Source organism: Microbacterium sp. cx-59 (genome assembly GCF_020805625.1).
Taxonomy (GTDB): Bacteria; Actinomycetota; Actinomycetes; order Actinomycetales; family Microbacteriaceae; genus Microbacterium.
The window spans coordinates 301402-316172 of sequence record NZ_JAJHGO010000008.1; the positions used below are offsets into that span (position 1 = coordinate 301402).

The following is a 14771-nucleotide window of genomic DNA, read 5'->3' on the forward strand; positions in this document are numbered from 1 at the left end:
AAGAACGAGCAATCTTCTCCTCACGAATGCCGGTTTCGGGGGCTGTTCTTCACTCAGAGTGGAGCCACGAACCCGCCGGGACAACGATCGTCCCCGCATCCGATCACAGGAGACCGACATGACCATCCACGCGACCCCCGGCCAGCCGCCCCTCCGTGCGGGCGACCAGACGCAGACGGCGACGGAGCTTCAGGAGATCTGGGACACCGACCCGCGCTGGGATGGCGTCTCGCGCACCTACACCGCCGACGACGTCGTCCGGTTGCGCGGGTCGGTCCGTGAGGAGAGCACGCTCGCGCGCCGCGGCGCCGAGAACCTCTGGAACCTGCTGCACACCGAGGACTACATCCGGGCGCTCGGCGCCTACACCGGCGGCCAGGCCGTGCAGCAGGTGCGCGCGGGCCTGAAGGCGATCTACCTCTCCGGCTGGCAGGTCGCGGCCGACGGCAACCTCGCCGGGCAGACCTACCCCGACCAGAGCCTCTACCCCGCGAACTCCGTGCCGTCGGTCGTGCGTCGCATCAACAATGCGCTGATCCGTCAGGACCAGATCGAGCACGCCGAAGGAGAGATCACCCGCGACTGGATCGCGCCCATCGTCGCCGACGCCGAGGCCGGATTCGGCGGACCGCTGAACGCCTACGAACTCGCCCACTCGCTCATCCAGGCCGGAGCCGCCGGCATCCACTGGGAAGACCAGCTCGCGAGCGAGAAGAAGTGCGGCCACCTCGGCGGCAAGGTGCTCGTGCCGACGCAGCAGCACATCCGCACGCTCAACGCGGCGCGTCTCGCGGCAGATGTCGCCGACGTCCCCACCGTCATCATCGCGCGCACCGATGCGCTCGCCGCCGACCTGCTCACGAGCGACGTCGACCCGCGCGACCGCGAGTTCACGACCGGCGAGCGCACCGAGGAAGGGTTCTACCGGGTGCGCCCAGGACTGGATGCGGTCATCAGCCGCGGCCTCGCGTTCGCGCCCTACGCCGACCTGCTCTGGGTCGAAACCGGCGAACCCGACATCGAGCTCGCCCGCGCATTCGCCCACGCGGTGCACGCCGAGTTCCCCGGCAAGATGCTCGCGTACAACTGCTCGCCGAGCTTCAACTGGAAGCGTCACCTCGACGATGCGCAGATCGCGACGTTCCAGGCGGAGCTCGCGGAACTCGGCTACGCGTTCCAATTCATCACGCTCGCCGGATTCCACGCCGTGAACTACTCCATGTTCGATCTCGCCTCCGGTTACGCCGACCGCGCCATGAGCGCCTACGTCGAACTGCAAGAGGCCGAGTTCGCGGCCGAGTCCCGCGGCTACACCGCGACTCGGCACCAGCGCGAAGCCGGGACGGGCTACTTCGACCACGTCTCGACCGCGCTCAACCCCACCAGCGCCACCCTCGCGCTGCACGGCTCGACCGAGACCGCCCAGTTCCACTGAGCGCACCGCGGGCTCGGGCTCGCGCTCGGGCCTCGCTCCCACATCCCGCTCACGTGTCGCAATCCGTCGCTCGAACGGGCAGATTGCGACACGTGAAGCACCTCCTTCCCCGCTCACGTGTCGCAATCCGCCCCCACCCCCGACAGATCGCGCCACCCGAAACACCTCCTCCCCCGCTCACGTGACGCAATCCGCCCCCACCCCCGACAGATCGCGCCACCCGAAACACCTCCTCCCCCGCTCACGTGACGCAATCCGTGCTCGGACGGGCGGATTGCGACACGTGAGCCCGCCCTCGGGCGTCGAACAGAAAGCCAGATCATGACCCTCACGGACACGGGCTCACCGCCCCGCACCTCTGCACCGACACCCGCCTCCCGGCCCACGATCGAGATCCTGGGCCGACCCGGCGACCGCTACGACGAGATCCTGACGCCCGACGCTCTGGTGTTCCTCGCCGAGCTGCACCACCGTTTCTCCGGACGACGCCACGACCGGCTCGCCGAGCGGATGCGGCGCCGCTACGAGATCGGCAACGGACACGATCCGTCATTCCGCGCCGACACCGCCTGCATCCGGAACGACACGACCTGGCGGGTCGCGGGCGCCGGTCCCGGTCTCGAGGACCGTCGCGTCGAGATCACGGGGCCGACCGACCCGAAGATGACGATCAACGCACTGAACTCGGGCGCCAAGGTCTGGCTCGCCGACCAGGAGGATGCCACGAGCCCCACCTGGAAGAACGTCATCAAGGGCCAGCTATCACTCCGAGACGCGATCCGCGGCGAGCTGTCGTTCACGAACGCCGACGGCAAACGATACGAGGTCACCGCGACCGCGACGCCAACCATCGTGATGCGTCCGCGCGGGTGGCACCTGGTCGAGAGCCACCTCCGGTTCACGGATCGCCGCGGCCGCGCGATGGCCGCATCCGGTTCGCTCGTCGACTTCGGCCTGTACTTCTGGCACAACGCCGCACGACTCATCGCGAACGGCCGGGGCCCGTACTTCTACCTCGCCAAGATCGAATCGAGCGAAGAGGCGGCACTCTGGGACGACGTCTTCACGTTCAGCGAGCAGCAGCTCGGCATCCCGCACGGCACGATCCGCGCGACCGTTCTGATCGAGACGCTGCCGGCGGCGTTCGAGATGGACGAGATCCTGTACGAGCTGCGCGATCACTGCGCCGGGCTCAACGCCGGACGCTGGGACTACATCTTCTCGATGATCAAGAACTACCGCGGCCGGGGCGCACGGTTCGTGCTGCCCGACCGCAGCCAGGTCACCATGACGGTGCCGTTCATGCGGGCGTACACCGACCTGCTCGTGCAGACGTGCCACAAGCGGGGCGCGTTCGCGATCGGCGGCATGAGCGCCTTCATCCCGAACCGCCGTGATCCCGAGGTCACGCGGCAGGCGTTCGAGAAGGTGGCGGCCGACAAGAAGCGCGAGGCCGGCGACGGGTTCGACGGCACCTGGGTCGCTCACCCCGACCTCATCCCGGTGGCGCGTGCCGAGTTCGACGCCGTGCTCGGCGAGCGTCCGAACCAGCTCGACCGGCAGCGCGACGACGTGCAGGTGAACCCGGCCGACCTGCTGGACGTGCACATCGGCCTGCCGATCACCGAGGCGGGAGTGCACGGAAACGTGTCAGTCGCGGTGCGCTACATCGAGGCGTGGCTGCGCGGCCTCGGCGCCGTCGCGATCGACAACCTGATGGAGGATGCGGCGACCGCCGAGATCAGCCGCTCGCAGGTGTGGCAGTGGATCCACCAGGACCGCGCCACCGAGAACGGCACGCGCATCACCCGCGAGTACATCGAGGGACTCATCACGCAGGTGCTCGGCGAGGTCCCCCGCTTCGACGGCGATCGGTTCGAGGATGCCGCCGACGTGTTCCGCGAGGTCGCGCTGGGCGCCGAGTTCCCCACCTTCCTGACGCTGGTGGCCTACTCCCGCTACCTCGTGGAGGTGTGACCGCACCCGTCACACCGCGAGACGGGATCTTAGGGCCGAGACCGTGGGGTTACTCCGCAGTCTCGGCGCCCGGATCCCGTCTCGCGCTTCAGAGCCTGCGCCGGTCGGATCAGGGCTGGAGCAGTGCGAGCATCTCGGGCGTTGCAGCGCGGGCTGCCAGGTCGGGGCCGACGACCCGCTGGCATCCGTCGAGCTCGATCGTGAAACCCGCCGCGGCGTCCCCGGTCGGATGCGCGACGACGAGGACGGATGCGGTCGCGACGCAATGACCCGCGGACGGCGCCCCGGCGAACGACGCGAGGACCTCCCCCGCGGCGACGGCATCGAGCTCCTCGGCGTCGGTGAACGCCCCGAGATCGCTCGACGTCAGCGGCCCGCCGTCCGTCGACAGAACCCCGACTGCATACCGGCACAGCTGCATCCCTCGCACTTCGGCGGCATCCGGCAGGGCCGGCGGTTCCCAAGGAGTCACCTCGACCGGGTCGCCGCCGAGCTCGGACGCTTCCGCCACGACCCCCGCGCCGGGTGCGGCGCCGGTCAACGCCACCAGCATCCCGGCCGTGGTGGCGCAGCCGGCCGCGGTCGCTGCATCCGACTCCACCAGCGCACGCTGCACGAACGTCTCCTCCGTCACCGTCAGCGCGGCCAGCGCGGCCTCGATCCGCTCGAGCACGTCCGGCCGGGGCTCAGGGCACGCTCCCATCGGGTAGGGCACGCGGATGTAGCGGCCCTCGGCATCCGCCAACCAGAGTTCGGGCCCCATCCACATGACCGCCGAGCACGCACCCATGGTCGGTGCCTCGTCCGGCTCCGCCAGGGCCGCGAGCAGGTCGGTCAGGTCTCCCTCGAGCCGCTCATTGAGCGGGCCGGCCCACGTTCCGATTTCATCCCGCTGAGACGCCGACAGGGTGCAGCGGTGCACGGCCACCGGCGTGAACCCTTCCGGCACGTTTCCGGCCACGACGCCCTCCGCGGGGCCGAACTCGTCAGCGCAGACCACGGCGTCGACGGGCACGGCATCGGGCCGAGGTGCGCCCGCAAGGAAAGGGATCGTTCCGGCGGCACACGCGGTTAGCACACCGACGAGGGCGAGAACCGCGACAGCGTGGATTCTCCGCATGCCTCCACGGTAGGCACTGGCTAGTCCGTGATCGACAACGAGTGGCTAACGATCGGGCACGCCCGGCGGCGTGCCCGGTACCCGCTCCCAGCGCCTGTGCGCTCAGTCCCGCGCCATCCGCCCCGACGCTTCCGCGCGCCCGCCCGCTCAGTCGCGCGCCGCGCGGCCGGCGGCGAAGCCCTCCGCGTAACCTTCGGCGAGCGCCTCGTCGGTGCCGAGGCGGAACATGTCGGCCGGGCCGGTGCGAACCAGGGTCCGCGCCCCGGGGGTATCGACCTCGGGGGTCACGTACTCCGCCATCCCGCGGACGACCGCGACGGGGCGACCCGTCACCTTGCCCTTCACGAGATCGGATGCCGCGGCCATCTCATCTGCCACCACCGGCACCGTAACGAGCAACGGACGCCCTTGCGCGTCGGTCTCGCCGCGCAGATCGTCAACGACCTGGACCCCGGCCGCGCCGATCGCGATGTCGGTCTGCCCGAGCCGCCACGCGCGACCGAGCGTGTCGCTCACGATGACGCCGAGCGGCACGCCGAACCGTTCGCGGAGCGCCGCACAGAGCGCGCGGGCCGACGCATCCGGATCCACCGGCAGCAGCAGCACCGTGCCCTCGGGAGTGTTCGACGCGTCGACGCCGGCGGCCGCGCCCACGATGCCGAGCCTGCTCTCGACGATCCGCGTCGTGCCACGGGTCGCGACGACCCGCACGGTCTCCGCCGTGATGGCGTCTTCGCGGTCGGATGCGGGCAGCATCCGCCCCTCCGCCTTCGACACGATCTTGCTCGTCACGACGAGGATGTCGCCGTCGCGGATGCCATCCGCATCCGCCGCCCACGCGTCGCCGATCAGCTGAGCGAGGTCGTCGTCGCCGGTCACCTCGGGGATGCCGTCCAGCGCCCAGACCTGCATGCGGCGTGCACTCATCCGTTCATCGTTCCACACCGCGGACGCCGAGCGCGGCGCGCGCCCTGCGCCACGGCCCGCCCGGAAGATACGCTTCAGGCGTGACCGAACGCGCTCCCCTCTCCCGCAAGTTGTCCGCCATCGCCGAGTCCGCGACCCTCAAGGTCGACGCGAAGGCCAAAGCCCTGCAGGCGGCGGGACGCCCCGTCATCTCCTACGCGGCCGGCGAACCCGACTTCGCCACCCCGCAGTTCGTGGTGGATGCGGCAGCGGAAGCACTGACCAACCCGGCGAACTTCCGGTACACCCCCGCCGCCGGGCTGCCCGTGCTGCGCGAGGCCATCGCCGCGAAGACGCACCGCGACTCGGGTCTCGACGTCGAGCCCAGCCAGATCATCGTCACGAACGGTGGCAAGCAGGCGGTGTACCAGGCGTTCCAGGCGGTCGTGAATCCGGGCGACGAGGTGCTGCTGCCGGCCCCGTACTGGACGACCTACCCGGAGGCGATCCGCCTCGCCGACGGTACGCCGGTCGAGGTCTTCGCGGGCGCGGACCAGGACTACAAGGTCACCGTCGACCAGCTCGAAGCGGCCCGCACCCCCCGCACGACCGTGCTCGTGTTCGTGTCTCCTTCGAACCCGACCGGCGCCGTGTACACGCCCGAAGAGACCCGCGCGATCGGCGAGTGGGCACTGCAGCACGGCATCTGGGTCATCACCGACGAGATCTACCAGAACCTGGTCTACGAGGGTGCGCGAGCGGTCTCGATCGTCGAGGCCGTGCCCGAACTGGCGGGCCAGACCCTGCTCGTCAACGGCGTCGCGAAGACGTACGCCATGACCGGATGGCGCGTCGGCTGGATGATCGGCCCGAAGGACGCCATCAAGGTCGCCGCCAACCTGCAGTCCCACCTGTCGAGCAACGTCAACAACATCGCCCAGCGCGCGGCGCTCGCCGCGCTCACCGGGCCGCAGACGGAGGCGGAAGAGATGCGGGTCGCCTTCGACCGCCGCCGCCGCCTAATGGTGTCGGAGCTCGCCAAGATCGAGGGCGTTGCTGTGCCGAACCCGCTCGGCGCGTTCTACGTCTACCCCGACGTGCGCGGACTCCTCGGCCGCGAGTGGGCGGGCAGCACGCCGACCACGAGCCTCGAACTCGCCGACCTCATCCTGGAAAAGGCCGAGGTCGCGGTCGTGCCCGGCGAAGCCTTCGGCCCCTCCGGCTACCTGCGGCTGTCGTACGCGCTCGGTGACGACGCACTGCTCGAGGGCGTGCAGCGCCTGCAGACGCTCTTCGCCTGAGACGCTCCTCGCCTGGGGGCGCTCCTCGCCTGGGCGGCTACATCCGCATCCACTCCAGTCGTCGGATCGGATGCAGACTCACCGCCTCAACCGTCACAACCGTGTACACCAGCCCCACCGATCCGACGACTGCGGAACCACAAGGGCCGCGCGGGCACTGTCGGGCCGCTCGAGCGGCGGTCGCCCTCGTCCGGCGTCGCTGACGCGTCGCCGGCGCCTACCGGCAGCACCCGCCCCAGTCGTCGGATCAGACGCGGACTCACCGCCTCAACCGTCACAACCGTGCACACCAGCCCCACCGATCCGACGACTGCGGAACCACGCGGGCCGCTCGGGCACTGTCGGGGCTCACGGGCCGCCCTCGACGTCACGGCGGGCACACCGCACGCGGCACGCGGCACACCGCACCCGGCGCGCCGCCGCCGGGGCCTAAAGCTCGACGCCGACCAGCACGGGTTCGGGCTGCAGGATGAGCCCGAACTCCTGCTGCACCCGCTGCTGGATGAACCGGGCGAGCTCGGCGAGCTCCTCGGCCCTCGCTCCGCCGCGGTTCGTCAACGCGAGCGCGTGCTTCGACGAAACCGCCGCACGCGAGCGCGGCAGGTGGAATCCCTTGCCGATCCCCGCGTGTTCAATGAGCCACGCGGCGCTCACCTTCACCTGCACGGGCTGATCGACAGCAGGGGGCACGTAGCCGTCGAAGCTGTCGAGCGGAATGATCCGCATCGGCTCGATCACGGCCTGCATCGGCCAGCGCGGGCACGCGTCCGGAAGCGTGCGGGCGAACCGCTCCGACACGATCGCATTCTGGAAGAACGAGCCGGCGGATGCGGTGTCCGCATCCGTGGCATCGAGCACCATGCCCTTGCGGCGACGCGTCGCGAGCACGTGGTCGCGCACCCAGGCGAGCGTCACGGTCGCACCGGGTGCGAGCCCGAGCGCCTGCCGCAGCTGCTCGCCGCGGATGGGGAACTCGTCGTGTCCGACCTCGACGAGTTGCAGCGTCACCGAAAGGATCACCGCACGGCGCGCGGGCACCGAACCGTAATGGTGCTTGAGTACCGAGGTGCGGAATCCGAGCTCGAGGTCGGCCGCCGGTACGGCCGAGATCTCACCGGTCGCCTCGTCGATGAGTTCGACCTCGACGAGCGTCTCGGAGATGTCTTGCCCGTACGCGCCGACGTTTTGCACGGGAGCGGCGCCCACAGTGCCCGGGATGCCCGACATCGCCGCAATGCCCGACAGCCCCTCGGCCACCGTGTACGCGACGAGCTCATCCCAGTCGTGTCCCGCCTGAACGCGCAGGCGCACGGTCCCCTCGGGGCCGCCGCCGACTCGTTCGATGCCGCGCGTGAGCATGCGGACGACGGTGCCGTCGAAGGGCTCGTCGCCGACCAGCAGGTTCGATCCGCCACCGATCACGAACCACTCATCACCCGCGGCCCAGATCGACCGCAGCGCCTCCACGAGCTCGTCGCGCGTGCGCGCTTCGGCCATGCTCGTGGGCGCCGCGCCGGTCTGCAGCGTCGTGAGCCGCGAAAGCGGGAGGGGGTCGATCTCGGTCATCTCAGACCAGCCGGATCCGCACCTGCGCCTTGCCGAGCACGGTCGTGTCGGCGTGCGTCACGGTGAGGTCGATGCGGGCGGACTCGTCGTCGAGCGCGCCGACGGCCGCGACGACGCGCACATCGGCGCCGTCCTCCGGGTGCACGACCACGGGCCGGGTGAACCGCACGCCGTACTCCGTGATGCGTCCGGAGTCCTCGAGCCAGGGCACGAGCGTCTCGATCGAAAGGCCCATCGTCAGCATCCCGTGGGCGAGCACACCCGGCAGTCCGACGCGGGCCGCCACGTCGTCGCGGTAGTGGATGGGGTTGAAGTCTCCGGATGCGCCGGCGTACCGCACGAGCGATTCACGCGTCAGGTGCACGTCGCGTTCTGCGACGACCTGTCCGATCTCGAGCACGGCGCTCACTCTTCTCCCCCGATCAGCAGGACCGAGGTCGTGGTGACGACGTGGGCGCCGTCCGCATCCGTCACGTCGGCTTCGCTCGTGACCATCGCGCCCTTGCCGATGGCGCGGACGCCGGTGACCCGCAGCCGGGCGACCAGTTCGTCGCCGGCGACGATCGGACGCGAGTAGCGGAACCGCTGCTCGGCGTGGATGGCGCGCTCGAGCACGATGCCGGAGTCGGGCTCGGCGAGCAGCTGCTGCATCGTGAGATCTTGGATGACCATCGCGAACGTCGGCGGAGCGACCACGTCGGCGTACCCGAGGGCGGCGGCGGCGCTCACATCGGTGTGCTGAGGATCCGTGGCGAAGACGGCACGAGCGAACTCGCGCACCTTCTCACGGCCGACGAGGTACGGCGGCGTCGGCGCGAAGGCGCGACCGAGCAGCTCGGGATTCACGGGCATACCGCCATCCTACCGAGCGGTTCCGACGGCGCTCCGGCCCGGCGCCGGACGAAACCGCTGACGCCCGACCACGGCGGATCACCGCTGACGCCCGACCACGGCGGATCACCGCTGACGCCCGGCCACGGCGGATCACCGCTGACGCCCGAGCGCGGCGGATCAGCGCTGACGGCCTCGGATCGCCTTGATCGACATCTGCGTGCCGATGAACACGAGGAACGCCGCGAACAGGATGTTGGCGACCGCGGGGTCGAGGAGGGTCGCGATCCAGGCGCCGAGCGCCGTCGTCGTACACGCCGCGATGCCGACGGTCGCGGCGGCCACGAGGTCCACGTTCTTCCGCCGCAGGTTGCCGATCGTGCCCGACACCGCGGTCGGAATCATGAAGAGCAGCGACGTGCCCTTGGCCTGCAGGTCGCTCGCACCGAACAGCAGCATCAGGATCGGCACGACGATGACGCCGCCGCCGACACCGATGAGTCCCGCCATGATGCCGGTGAACACACCGACGACCACGAGCGCGACGCCCGACCAGATCGTCAGTTCGATCTCGGAGTCACGCGAAGGAACCACGATGAACAGACTCACGATGACGACGACGATGAACGCGACGAAGCCCCAGCGCAGCGCCGTCTGCGAGATGCGCGGCAGCAGCCAGGTACCGATCTGCGCCCCGACGACCGCGCCGACGGCGAGCAGGATGGCGGGAACCCACGCGACCGAGCCGTGCACCGCGTAGGAGATGACGCCCACGGTCGCGGTCGGCACGATCGCGGCGAGCGACGTGCCGGCGGCGAGCCGCTGATCGAACTTCAGGAACATCACCAGCAGCGGCACGATGACCGTTCCGCCGCCGACGCCGAAGAGTCCGGAGAGGAGGCCGGCCAGCAGGCCGGTGCCGATGCAGGCCGCGAAGAATGCGGGGGTGCGCGCGGCGAACACGCGTGCGGGGGCGTCTGTCACGGAGGCGAGCCTACCGCCGTCGCCGACCTCGGTCTGTCCGCCGTCGCTGCGTTTCGCGCCGAAAGGCGCTCACGGGCTGCGATGACGGACCGACCGGGCTCACGCGTTACTGGACGGACCAGCCGCCGTCGGAGGCGAGGATCGCACCGTTGATGTTCACACCGTCATCCGACAGCAGGAACGTGATGGATGCGGCGAGCTGCTCCGCGGTCGCGATCGTCGGGATCGCGGACTGGAACGGCTGCAGCCGCGCCTGACCGGCTGCCGACACGTTCGGGGGGAACGGGATGCCGGTCGCGACGCCGCCGGGGGCGACCGCGTTGACCCGGATGCCGGCCGGGCCGTACATGAAGGCCGCCGACTTCGTCATCCCGACGACGCCGTGCTTGGAGACGGTATAGGCGTTGCCCGACGCGTTGCCGCGGAGCCCGGCTTCGGAGGCGACGTTCACGATCGAGCCGCGACCGGCGTCGACCATCGCGGGCAGCACCGCACGGCTGAGCTTGAAGGAGCCGGTCAGGTTGACCCCGATCACCCGGTCCCACATCGCGTCGGTCGTCTCGTGCAGCGGCGAGAAGTCGTCGTTGATGCCGGCGATGTTCGCGAGCGCGTCGATGCGCCCGCCGGCGGTCGCGACGATCTCGTCGACCGATTCCTGCCGGGTGATGTCTCCGGCGACGGTCACGATGTCGGCATCCGGCAGTTCCGCCGAGAACTCCGCGAGACGCTCCGCCGAGATGTCGACGGCGACGACCTTGCCGCCCTCGCGCGCGACGCGCGACGCCGTGGCCCGCCCGATTCCGGATGCCGCGCCGGTCACGATGACGGTCTTCCCGGCGAAGCGGCCGGAGGACAGGCGCTCGACCCAGCCCGCCGCCTCCGATTCTTCGGGGATGACTCCGCCGTTCACGGCGCGGACGAGGTCGTCGATCACCGATTGCGGCAGCTGACCCTGGCTGAGCGCGACGAGTTGCTGCAGCGGCAGTCCCTTGACGGGCGCGAGGCTCTCCTCGGTGCCGCCGGACTGCGCGAGCAGCCCGCGGACCAGGTCGCCGCCGACCGAGTGCTCGAGCCAGGCTCCGATGGTGCTGTTCGCGGTGAGGACGGTGTTGTCGCTCATGATTGTTCCTTTCGTAGTGGTGCTGCCTGCTCACGCGGACACCCACGGCATGAGGGTTTAATCCCGCGCGGGAAATACTACGCTGGGGCGGATGGGAACTCCAGGTGAATCCGTGGGCGCTGTGCCGCAGCGGCGCGGCCGCGGCGAACGCGCCGGCCTCGACCGCGCGACGATCCTCGCCGCCGCTCGCACGGTCGATGCCGCCGAGCTCACGATGCAGGGCCTGGCCGACCTCCTCGGCGTCGACCGCAAGGCGCTGCACCATCACGTGAGCGGGCGCGAAGCCCTCCTCGAATTGCTCGCCGAAGACACCTTCATCGCCAGGATGAGCGCGGTCGGCATCCCGGACGACGCCTCCTGGAAAGAGGCCTGCCGCATCTTCGCCGATGCGATGCGGCGCGCGCTCGTCGACTCCGGCCCGCTCATGTCGCACTTCCGGGTCTCATCGCAGGTGACCCTCGCGTCGGTGCGCCCGGCCGAGATCGTGCTGGAACGGATGCTGGCCGCGGGCTTCGACGACGATGCTGCGGGCCGCGGGCTGCTCCTCCTGACCACCGTCAGCGTCGGGTTCGCGCGCGAGCAGCTCTCCGCATCCGGCGCCGACGGACATCCGCACGTCCGCAACTTCCGCGACATGCTCGCGCACGCCGACGCGGACGACCTGGGCGCGCTGCGCCGACTCGACCGCCGTGACTTCGACGCCTACGGCGACGAGCAGTTCCGCTTCGACATCGACGCGTTCCTCACGGCGATGTCGACGTACATCCCCTGACACCTCACGTCACGACACCCGCCGACGGGGTGGCGCGGAGGATCAGCGGAGCGTGCGCCGGGCGCTGATCTGACCCGTGTCGAAGCCCATCAGGTGCAGGCCGCCGTGGAAGCGGGCGTGCTCGATCTTGATGCAGCGATCCATGACGACCGTGAGGCCCTTCGCCTCGCCGTCGCGGGCCGCATCCTCGTTCCAGATACCGAGCTGCGCCCACACCGTCGGCGCGCCCACGGCGAGCGCATCGTCGATCACCGAGGGCAGGTCGGACGCCTTGCGGAACACGTCGACGATGTCGGGCACCTCCGGGAGGGACGCGAGATCGGGGTACGCCTTCTGCCCGAGGATCACGTCGGCGTTCGGGTTCACGAAGTACACGCGGTAGTCCGAGGACTGCTGCAGGTAGGTCCCCACGAAGTAGCTGGATCGTGCGGGATTCGCGGACGCCCCGACGATCGCGACGCTCTTCGCGGCCCGGAGGATGCGGAGCCGCTCCTTCGCGGAGGGGCCCTCCCAGGTGCGCTGCGATTTCAGCAGCTTCGCGAGCGGCGAGTTCGCCGGCAGCGCGCACGTGAGGCCGTTCGGGAGCCGCGTCGAAATCGTCTCCGCCTCGGTGGCGTGGTCCAGGGCGATCGGATCGGCCATCATGCCTCCTGCACGGCGGCGAGCGCCTGATCGAGGTCGTAGAGGATGTCGTCGACATCTTCGATGCCGACGCTGATGCGGACGAGCCCGGGAAGCACTCCCCCGTCGAGCAGCTGCTGCTCGGTGAGTTGCGCGTGGGTCGTGGAGGCCGGATGCAGCACCAGTGTCTTCGCGTCGCCGATGTTCGCCAGGTGGCTGGCGAGGTCGAGCGACTCGATGAACGTCTTACCCGCCGCGCGTCCACCCTTGACGCCGAACCCGAAGACGGCGCCCGGCCCCTCCGGCAGGTACTTCTTCGCGCGCTCGTGATGCGGATGCTGCGGCAGCCCCGCCCAGTTGACGTACTCCACGCGCGGGTCGGCGTCGAGCCACTCGGCGACGATGCGGGCGTTCTCGACGTGCGCCTTCATGCGGAAGGGCAGCGTCTCGACTCCCTGGGCGAGCAGGAATGCGGAGTGCGGCGCGAGCGCCGGGCCGATGTCGCGCAGCTGTTCGGCGCGCAGGCGCGTGAGGAAGGCGTACTCGCCGAAGTTTCCCGACCACTCGAGCCCGCCGTAGCTCGGTACGGGCTCGGTGAACAGCGGGAACCGGTCGTTCTGCCAGTCGAATCGGCCCGACTCGACCACCACTCCGCCGAGGGTCGTGCCGTGCCCGCCGAGGAACTTCGTCGCGGAGTGCACGACGATGTCGGCGCCCCATTCGATCGGACGACACAGGTACGGGGTCGCGACCGTCGAGTCGATGATGAGCGGCACGCCCGCATCGCGGGCGACCGCGGCGAGACCCTCGATGTCGGCGATCTCACCGGACGGGTTGGCCACCGTCTCGGCGAAGATCGCCTTGGTCTGCGGCGTCACGGCGGCGGCGTACGCGGCGGGGTCGGAGGAGGCGACGAACGTCGTCTGCACACCGAAGCGGCGAAGCGTGACGTCGAGCTGGGTGATCGACCCGCCGTACAGGTTCGCGCTCGCGACGATGTGGTCGCCGGCGCCGGCGAGCGAGGCGAACGTGATGAACTGCGCCGACAGTCCGCTCGAGGTGGCGACGGCACCGAGGCCCTGCTCGAGTGACGCAATCCGCTCCTCGAAGGAGGCGGTCGTCGGGTTCGCGAGCCGGCTGTAGATGTTGCCGTACTTCTGCAGCGCGAAACGGGCGGCGGCATCATCCGTGTCGTCGAAGACGAAGGATCCCGACTGGTAGATCGGCAGCGCGCGGGCGCCCGTCACCGGGTCGGGGATGTTGCCGGCGTGGATGGCACGCGTGCGGAAGCCGTATTCGCGGTCTGCCATGGTGCGGACCCTTCGGGTCGGAGTCTGGGGGCCTCCCGAGCCTAGCCGCGCCGCGGATGCTGCCGGCCGATCGGCGACCCCCGCCGTAATAGTGCGGCGGGGGTCAGTCCGCCGCGGCCGACTCCTCCGCGAGTGTCAGCACACGAGCGGCGGAGGCCGTCACATGCGAGGTCGTGCGCGGATCGAGGAGGAGTGCGGATTGTCGCGCTGCCTCGACGCCGTCGACCCGGAGCTCGCCCTGCAGCAGCAGCACGAGAGATATGCCGACGAGGTCGGTCGGATCGTCGAGGGTTCGGAACGACAGGCGGGGCGGGGGCCCGGATGCGGCGGCGGTGAGCACGACCACGACACTGGCGCCAGCGACCCGCAGCCGCGGACGCTGGAACACGATCGTGGGCGACCTTACCGACAGCGCGCGGTCGCGCCCGAGGGCCGCGACGCGATCGACCGCGTCGCCGACGCTCACCTGCGGCCCGGACAGTCCGACGATGCGTTGGTGGGTACCGGCCGGGGCGAGGAGCGTGGCACGCGGGCCCTTCAGCTCGACGAGCTGCAACTGCCAGCGCAGATCGAGCCCGGGTGCGGTCTCGACATGGATCTCGCGGACGGTCCCACGCCCGTCCTGCAGCGGCTGTCGCGGGAGCCCTCGGAAAGGAACGAGCCGCGGGAGGTCGTGAGAGCCCGCCGGGGAGCGGAGTTCAATGCCGTTCTCGGTCATCGGAGGAGCGGGTTCCCTGTCAGAAGCCAGAAGTGGGGGGGGGGGGGGGGGGGGCCCCCCCCCCCCCCCGGGGGGGGGGGGGGGCGGGGGGGGGGCGGGGGCCGGGCCCC

At 70.3% G+C, this 14771-nt stretch carries 14 protein-coding genes; 4 read left to right on the forward strand and 10 right to left on the reverse strand.

The window, feature by feature from the left end; all coding sequences use genetic code 11:
• Window positions 1-118: 118 nt before the first annotated feature.
• Both aceA and aceB read left to right on the forward strand, forming a co-directional pair.
• Complete coding sequence (aceA, locus tag LMI96_RS12160) at window positions 119-1435, forward strand: isocitrate lyase (RefSeq protein WP_223722746.1); 1317 nt, start codon at window positions 119-121, stop codon at window positions 1433-1435.
• A gap of 321 nt (window positions 1436-1756) precedes the next feature.
• Window positions 1757-3412 (forward strand): malate synthase A, encoded by a 1656-nt coding sequence (gene aceB / locus LMI96_RS12165; RefSeq protein ID WP_228361658.1) that lies wholly within the window; start codon window positions 1757-1759, stop codon window positions 3410-3412.
• 109 nt (window positions 3413-3521) lie between these two features.
• Here the strand turns inward: aceB and LMI96_RS12170 are convergent, their stop codons facing one another.
• The gene (locus LMI96_RS12170) at window positions 3522-4532 is read right to left on the reverse strand and encodes a hypothetical protein (RefSeq protein ID WP_228361659.1); all 1011 of its coding nucleotides are present in this window, start codon (window positions 4530-4532) and stop codon (window positions 3522-3524) included.
• Window positions 4533-4679: 147 nt separating this feature from the next.
• The gene (locus tag LMI96_RS12175) at window positions 4680-5459 is read right to left on the reverse strand and encodes a coenzyme F420-0:L-glutamate ligase (protein WP_228361660.1); all 780 of its coding nucleotides are present in this window, start codon (window positions 5457-5459) and stop codon (window positions 4680-4682) included.
• 80 nt (window positions 5460-5539) lie between these two features.
• Between LMI96_RS12175 and LMI96_RS12180 the strand changes: the two genes are divergently transcribed.
• A complete protein-coding gene (locus LMI96_RS12180) occupies window positions 5540-6739 on the forward strand; it encodes a pyridoxal phosphate-dependent aminotransferase (protein ID WP_228361661.1) in 1200 nt (399 codons plus the stop codon).
• A gap of 429 nt (window positions 6740-7168) precedes the next feature.
• Here the strand turns inward: LMI96_RS12180 and LMI96_RS12185 are convergent, their stop codons facing one another.
• From LMI96_RS12185 to LMI96_RS12205, 5 genes are all read right to left on the reverse strand, one after another.
• Window positions 7169-8305: a UDP-N-acetylmuramate dehydrogenase gene (locus tag LMI96_RS12185; protein ID WP_228361662.1), complete on the reverse strand. Its 1137-nt coding sequence runs from the start codon at window positions 8303-8305 to the stop codon at window positions 7169-7171.
• 1 nt (window position 8306) lies between these two features.
• Entirely contained in the window at window positions 8307-8714 is a 408-nt protein-coding gene (locus tag LMI96_RS12190; RefSeq protein ID WP_374197925.1) for a MaoC/PaaZ C-terminal domain-containing protein, read from the reverse strand.
• Window positions 8711-9157, reverse strand: a complete 447-nt coding sequence (locus LMI96_RS12195) for a MaoC family dehydratase N-terminal domain-containing protein (protein ID WP_223722739.1) — start codon at window positions 9155-9157, stop codon at window positions 8711-8713. The genes LMI96_RS12190 and LMI96_RS12195 overlap by 4 nt, the downstream gene beginning before the upstream one ends.
• 159 nt (window positions 9158-9316) lie before the next feature.
• Complete coding sequence (locus LMI96_RS12200) at window positions 9317-10120, reverse strand: sulfite exporter TauE/SafE family protein (RefSeq protein ID WP_223722738.1); 804 nt, start codon at window positions 10118-10120, stop codon at window positions 9317-9319.
• A 106-nt stretch (window positions 10121-10226) separates the two neighbouring features.
• The gene (locus tag LMI96_RS12205) at window positions 10227-11240 is read right to left on the reverse strand and encodes an SDR family NAD(P)-dependent oxidoreductase (protein ID WP_228361664.1); all 1014 of its coding nucleotides are present in this window, start codon (window positions 11238-11240) and stop codon (window positions 10227-10229) included.
• Between the two features lie 91 nt (window positions 11241-11331).
• Here LMI96_RS12205 and LMI96_RS12210 point away from each other — a divergent pair, with 91 nt between their 5' ends.
• Window positions 11332-12012 (forward strand): hypothetical protein, encoded by a 681-nt coding sequence (locus tag LMI96_RS12210; protein ID WP_228361665.1) that lies wholly within the window; start codon window positions 11332-11334, stop codon window positions 12010-12012.
• A gap of 42 nt (window positions 12013-12054) precedes the next feature.
• Here the strand turns inward: LMI96_RS12210 and LMI96_RS12215 are convergent, their stop codons facing one another.
• The 3 genes from LMI96_RS12215 to LMI96_RS12225 all read right to left on the reverse strand — a co-directional run bounded on the left by LMI96_RS12215 (window position 12055) and on the right by LMI96_RS12225 (window position 14661).
• Window positions 12055-12654, reverse strand: coding sequence for a CoA-binding protein (locus LMI96_RS12215; protein ID WP_228361666.1), 600 nt, complete (start codon window positions 12652-12654; stop codon window positions 12055-12057).
• A complete protein-coding gene (locus LMI96_RS12220) occupies window positions 12654-13943 on the reverse strand; it encodes an O-acetylhomoserine aminocarboxypropyltransferase/cysteine synthase family protein (protein ID WP_228361667.1) in 1290 nt (429 codons plus the stop codon). The genes LMI96_RS12215 and LMI96_RS12220 overlap by 1 nt, the downstream gene beginning before the upstream one ends.
• 103 nt (window positions 13944-14046) lie before the next feature.
• Entirely contained in the window at window positions 14047-14661 is a 615-nt protein-coding gene (locus tag LMI96_RS12225; RefSeq protein WP_223722733.1) for a hypothetical protein, read from the reverse strand.
• Window positions 14662-14771: the final 110 nt, after the last annotated feature.

Bases quoted from the DNA above. Each gene is read 5' to 3' on its own strand.
- LMI96_RS12220 (WP_228361667.1), bottom strand. From the start codon at position 13,943: ATGGCAGACCGCGAATACGGCTTCCGCACGCGTGCCATCCACGCCGGC.
- aceA (WP_223722746.1), top strand. From the start codon at position 119: ATGACCATCCACGCGACCCCCGGCCAGCCGCCCCTCCGTGCGGGCGAC.
- LMI96_RS12215 (WP_228361666.1), bottom strand. From the start codon at position 12,654: ATGGCCGATCCGATCGCCCTGGACCACGCCACCGAGGCGGAGACGATT.
- LMI96_RS12210 (WP_228361665.1), top strand. From the start codon at position 11,332: ATGGGAACTCCAGGTGAATCCGTGGGCGCTGTGCCGCAGCGGCGCGGC.
- LMI96_RS12175 (WP_228361660.1), bottom strand. From the start codon at position 5,459: ATGAGTGCACGCCGCATGCAGGTCTGGGCGCTGGACGGCATCCCCGAG.
- LMI96_RS12185 (WP_228361662.1), bottom strand. From the start codon at position 8,305: ATGACCGAGATCGACCCCCTCCCGCTTTCGCGGCTCACGACGCTGCAG.
- LMI96_RS12225 (WP_223722733.1), bottom strand. From the start codon at position 14,661: ATGACCGAGAACGGCATTGAACTCCGCTCCCCGGCGGGCTCTCACGAC.
- LMI96_RS12195 (WP_223722739.1), bottom strand. From the start codon at position 9,157: ATGCCCGTGAATCCCGAGCTGCTCGGTCGCGCCTTCGCGCCGACGCCG.
- LMI96_RS12170 (WP_228361659.1), bottom strand. From the start codon at position 4,532: ATGCGGAGAATCCACGCTGTCGCGGTTCTCGCCCTCGTCGGTGTGCTA.
- LMI96_RS12205 (WP_228361664.1), bottom strand. From the start codon at position 11,240: ATGAGCGACAACACCGTCCTCACCGCGAACAGCACCATCGGAGCCTGG.
- aceB (WP_228361658.1), top strand. From the start codon at position 1,757: ATGACCCTCACGGACACGGGCTCACCGCCCCGCACCTCTGCACCGACA.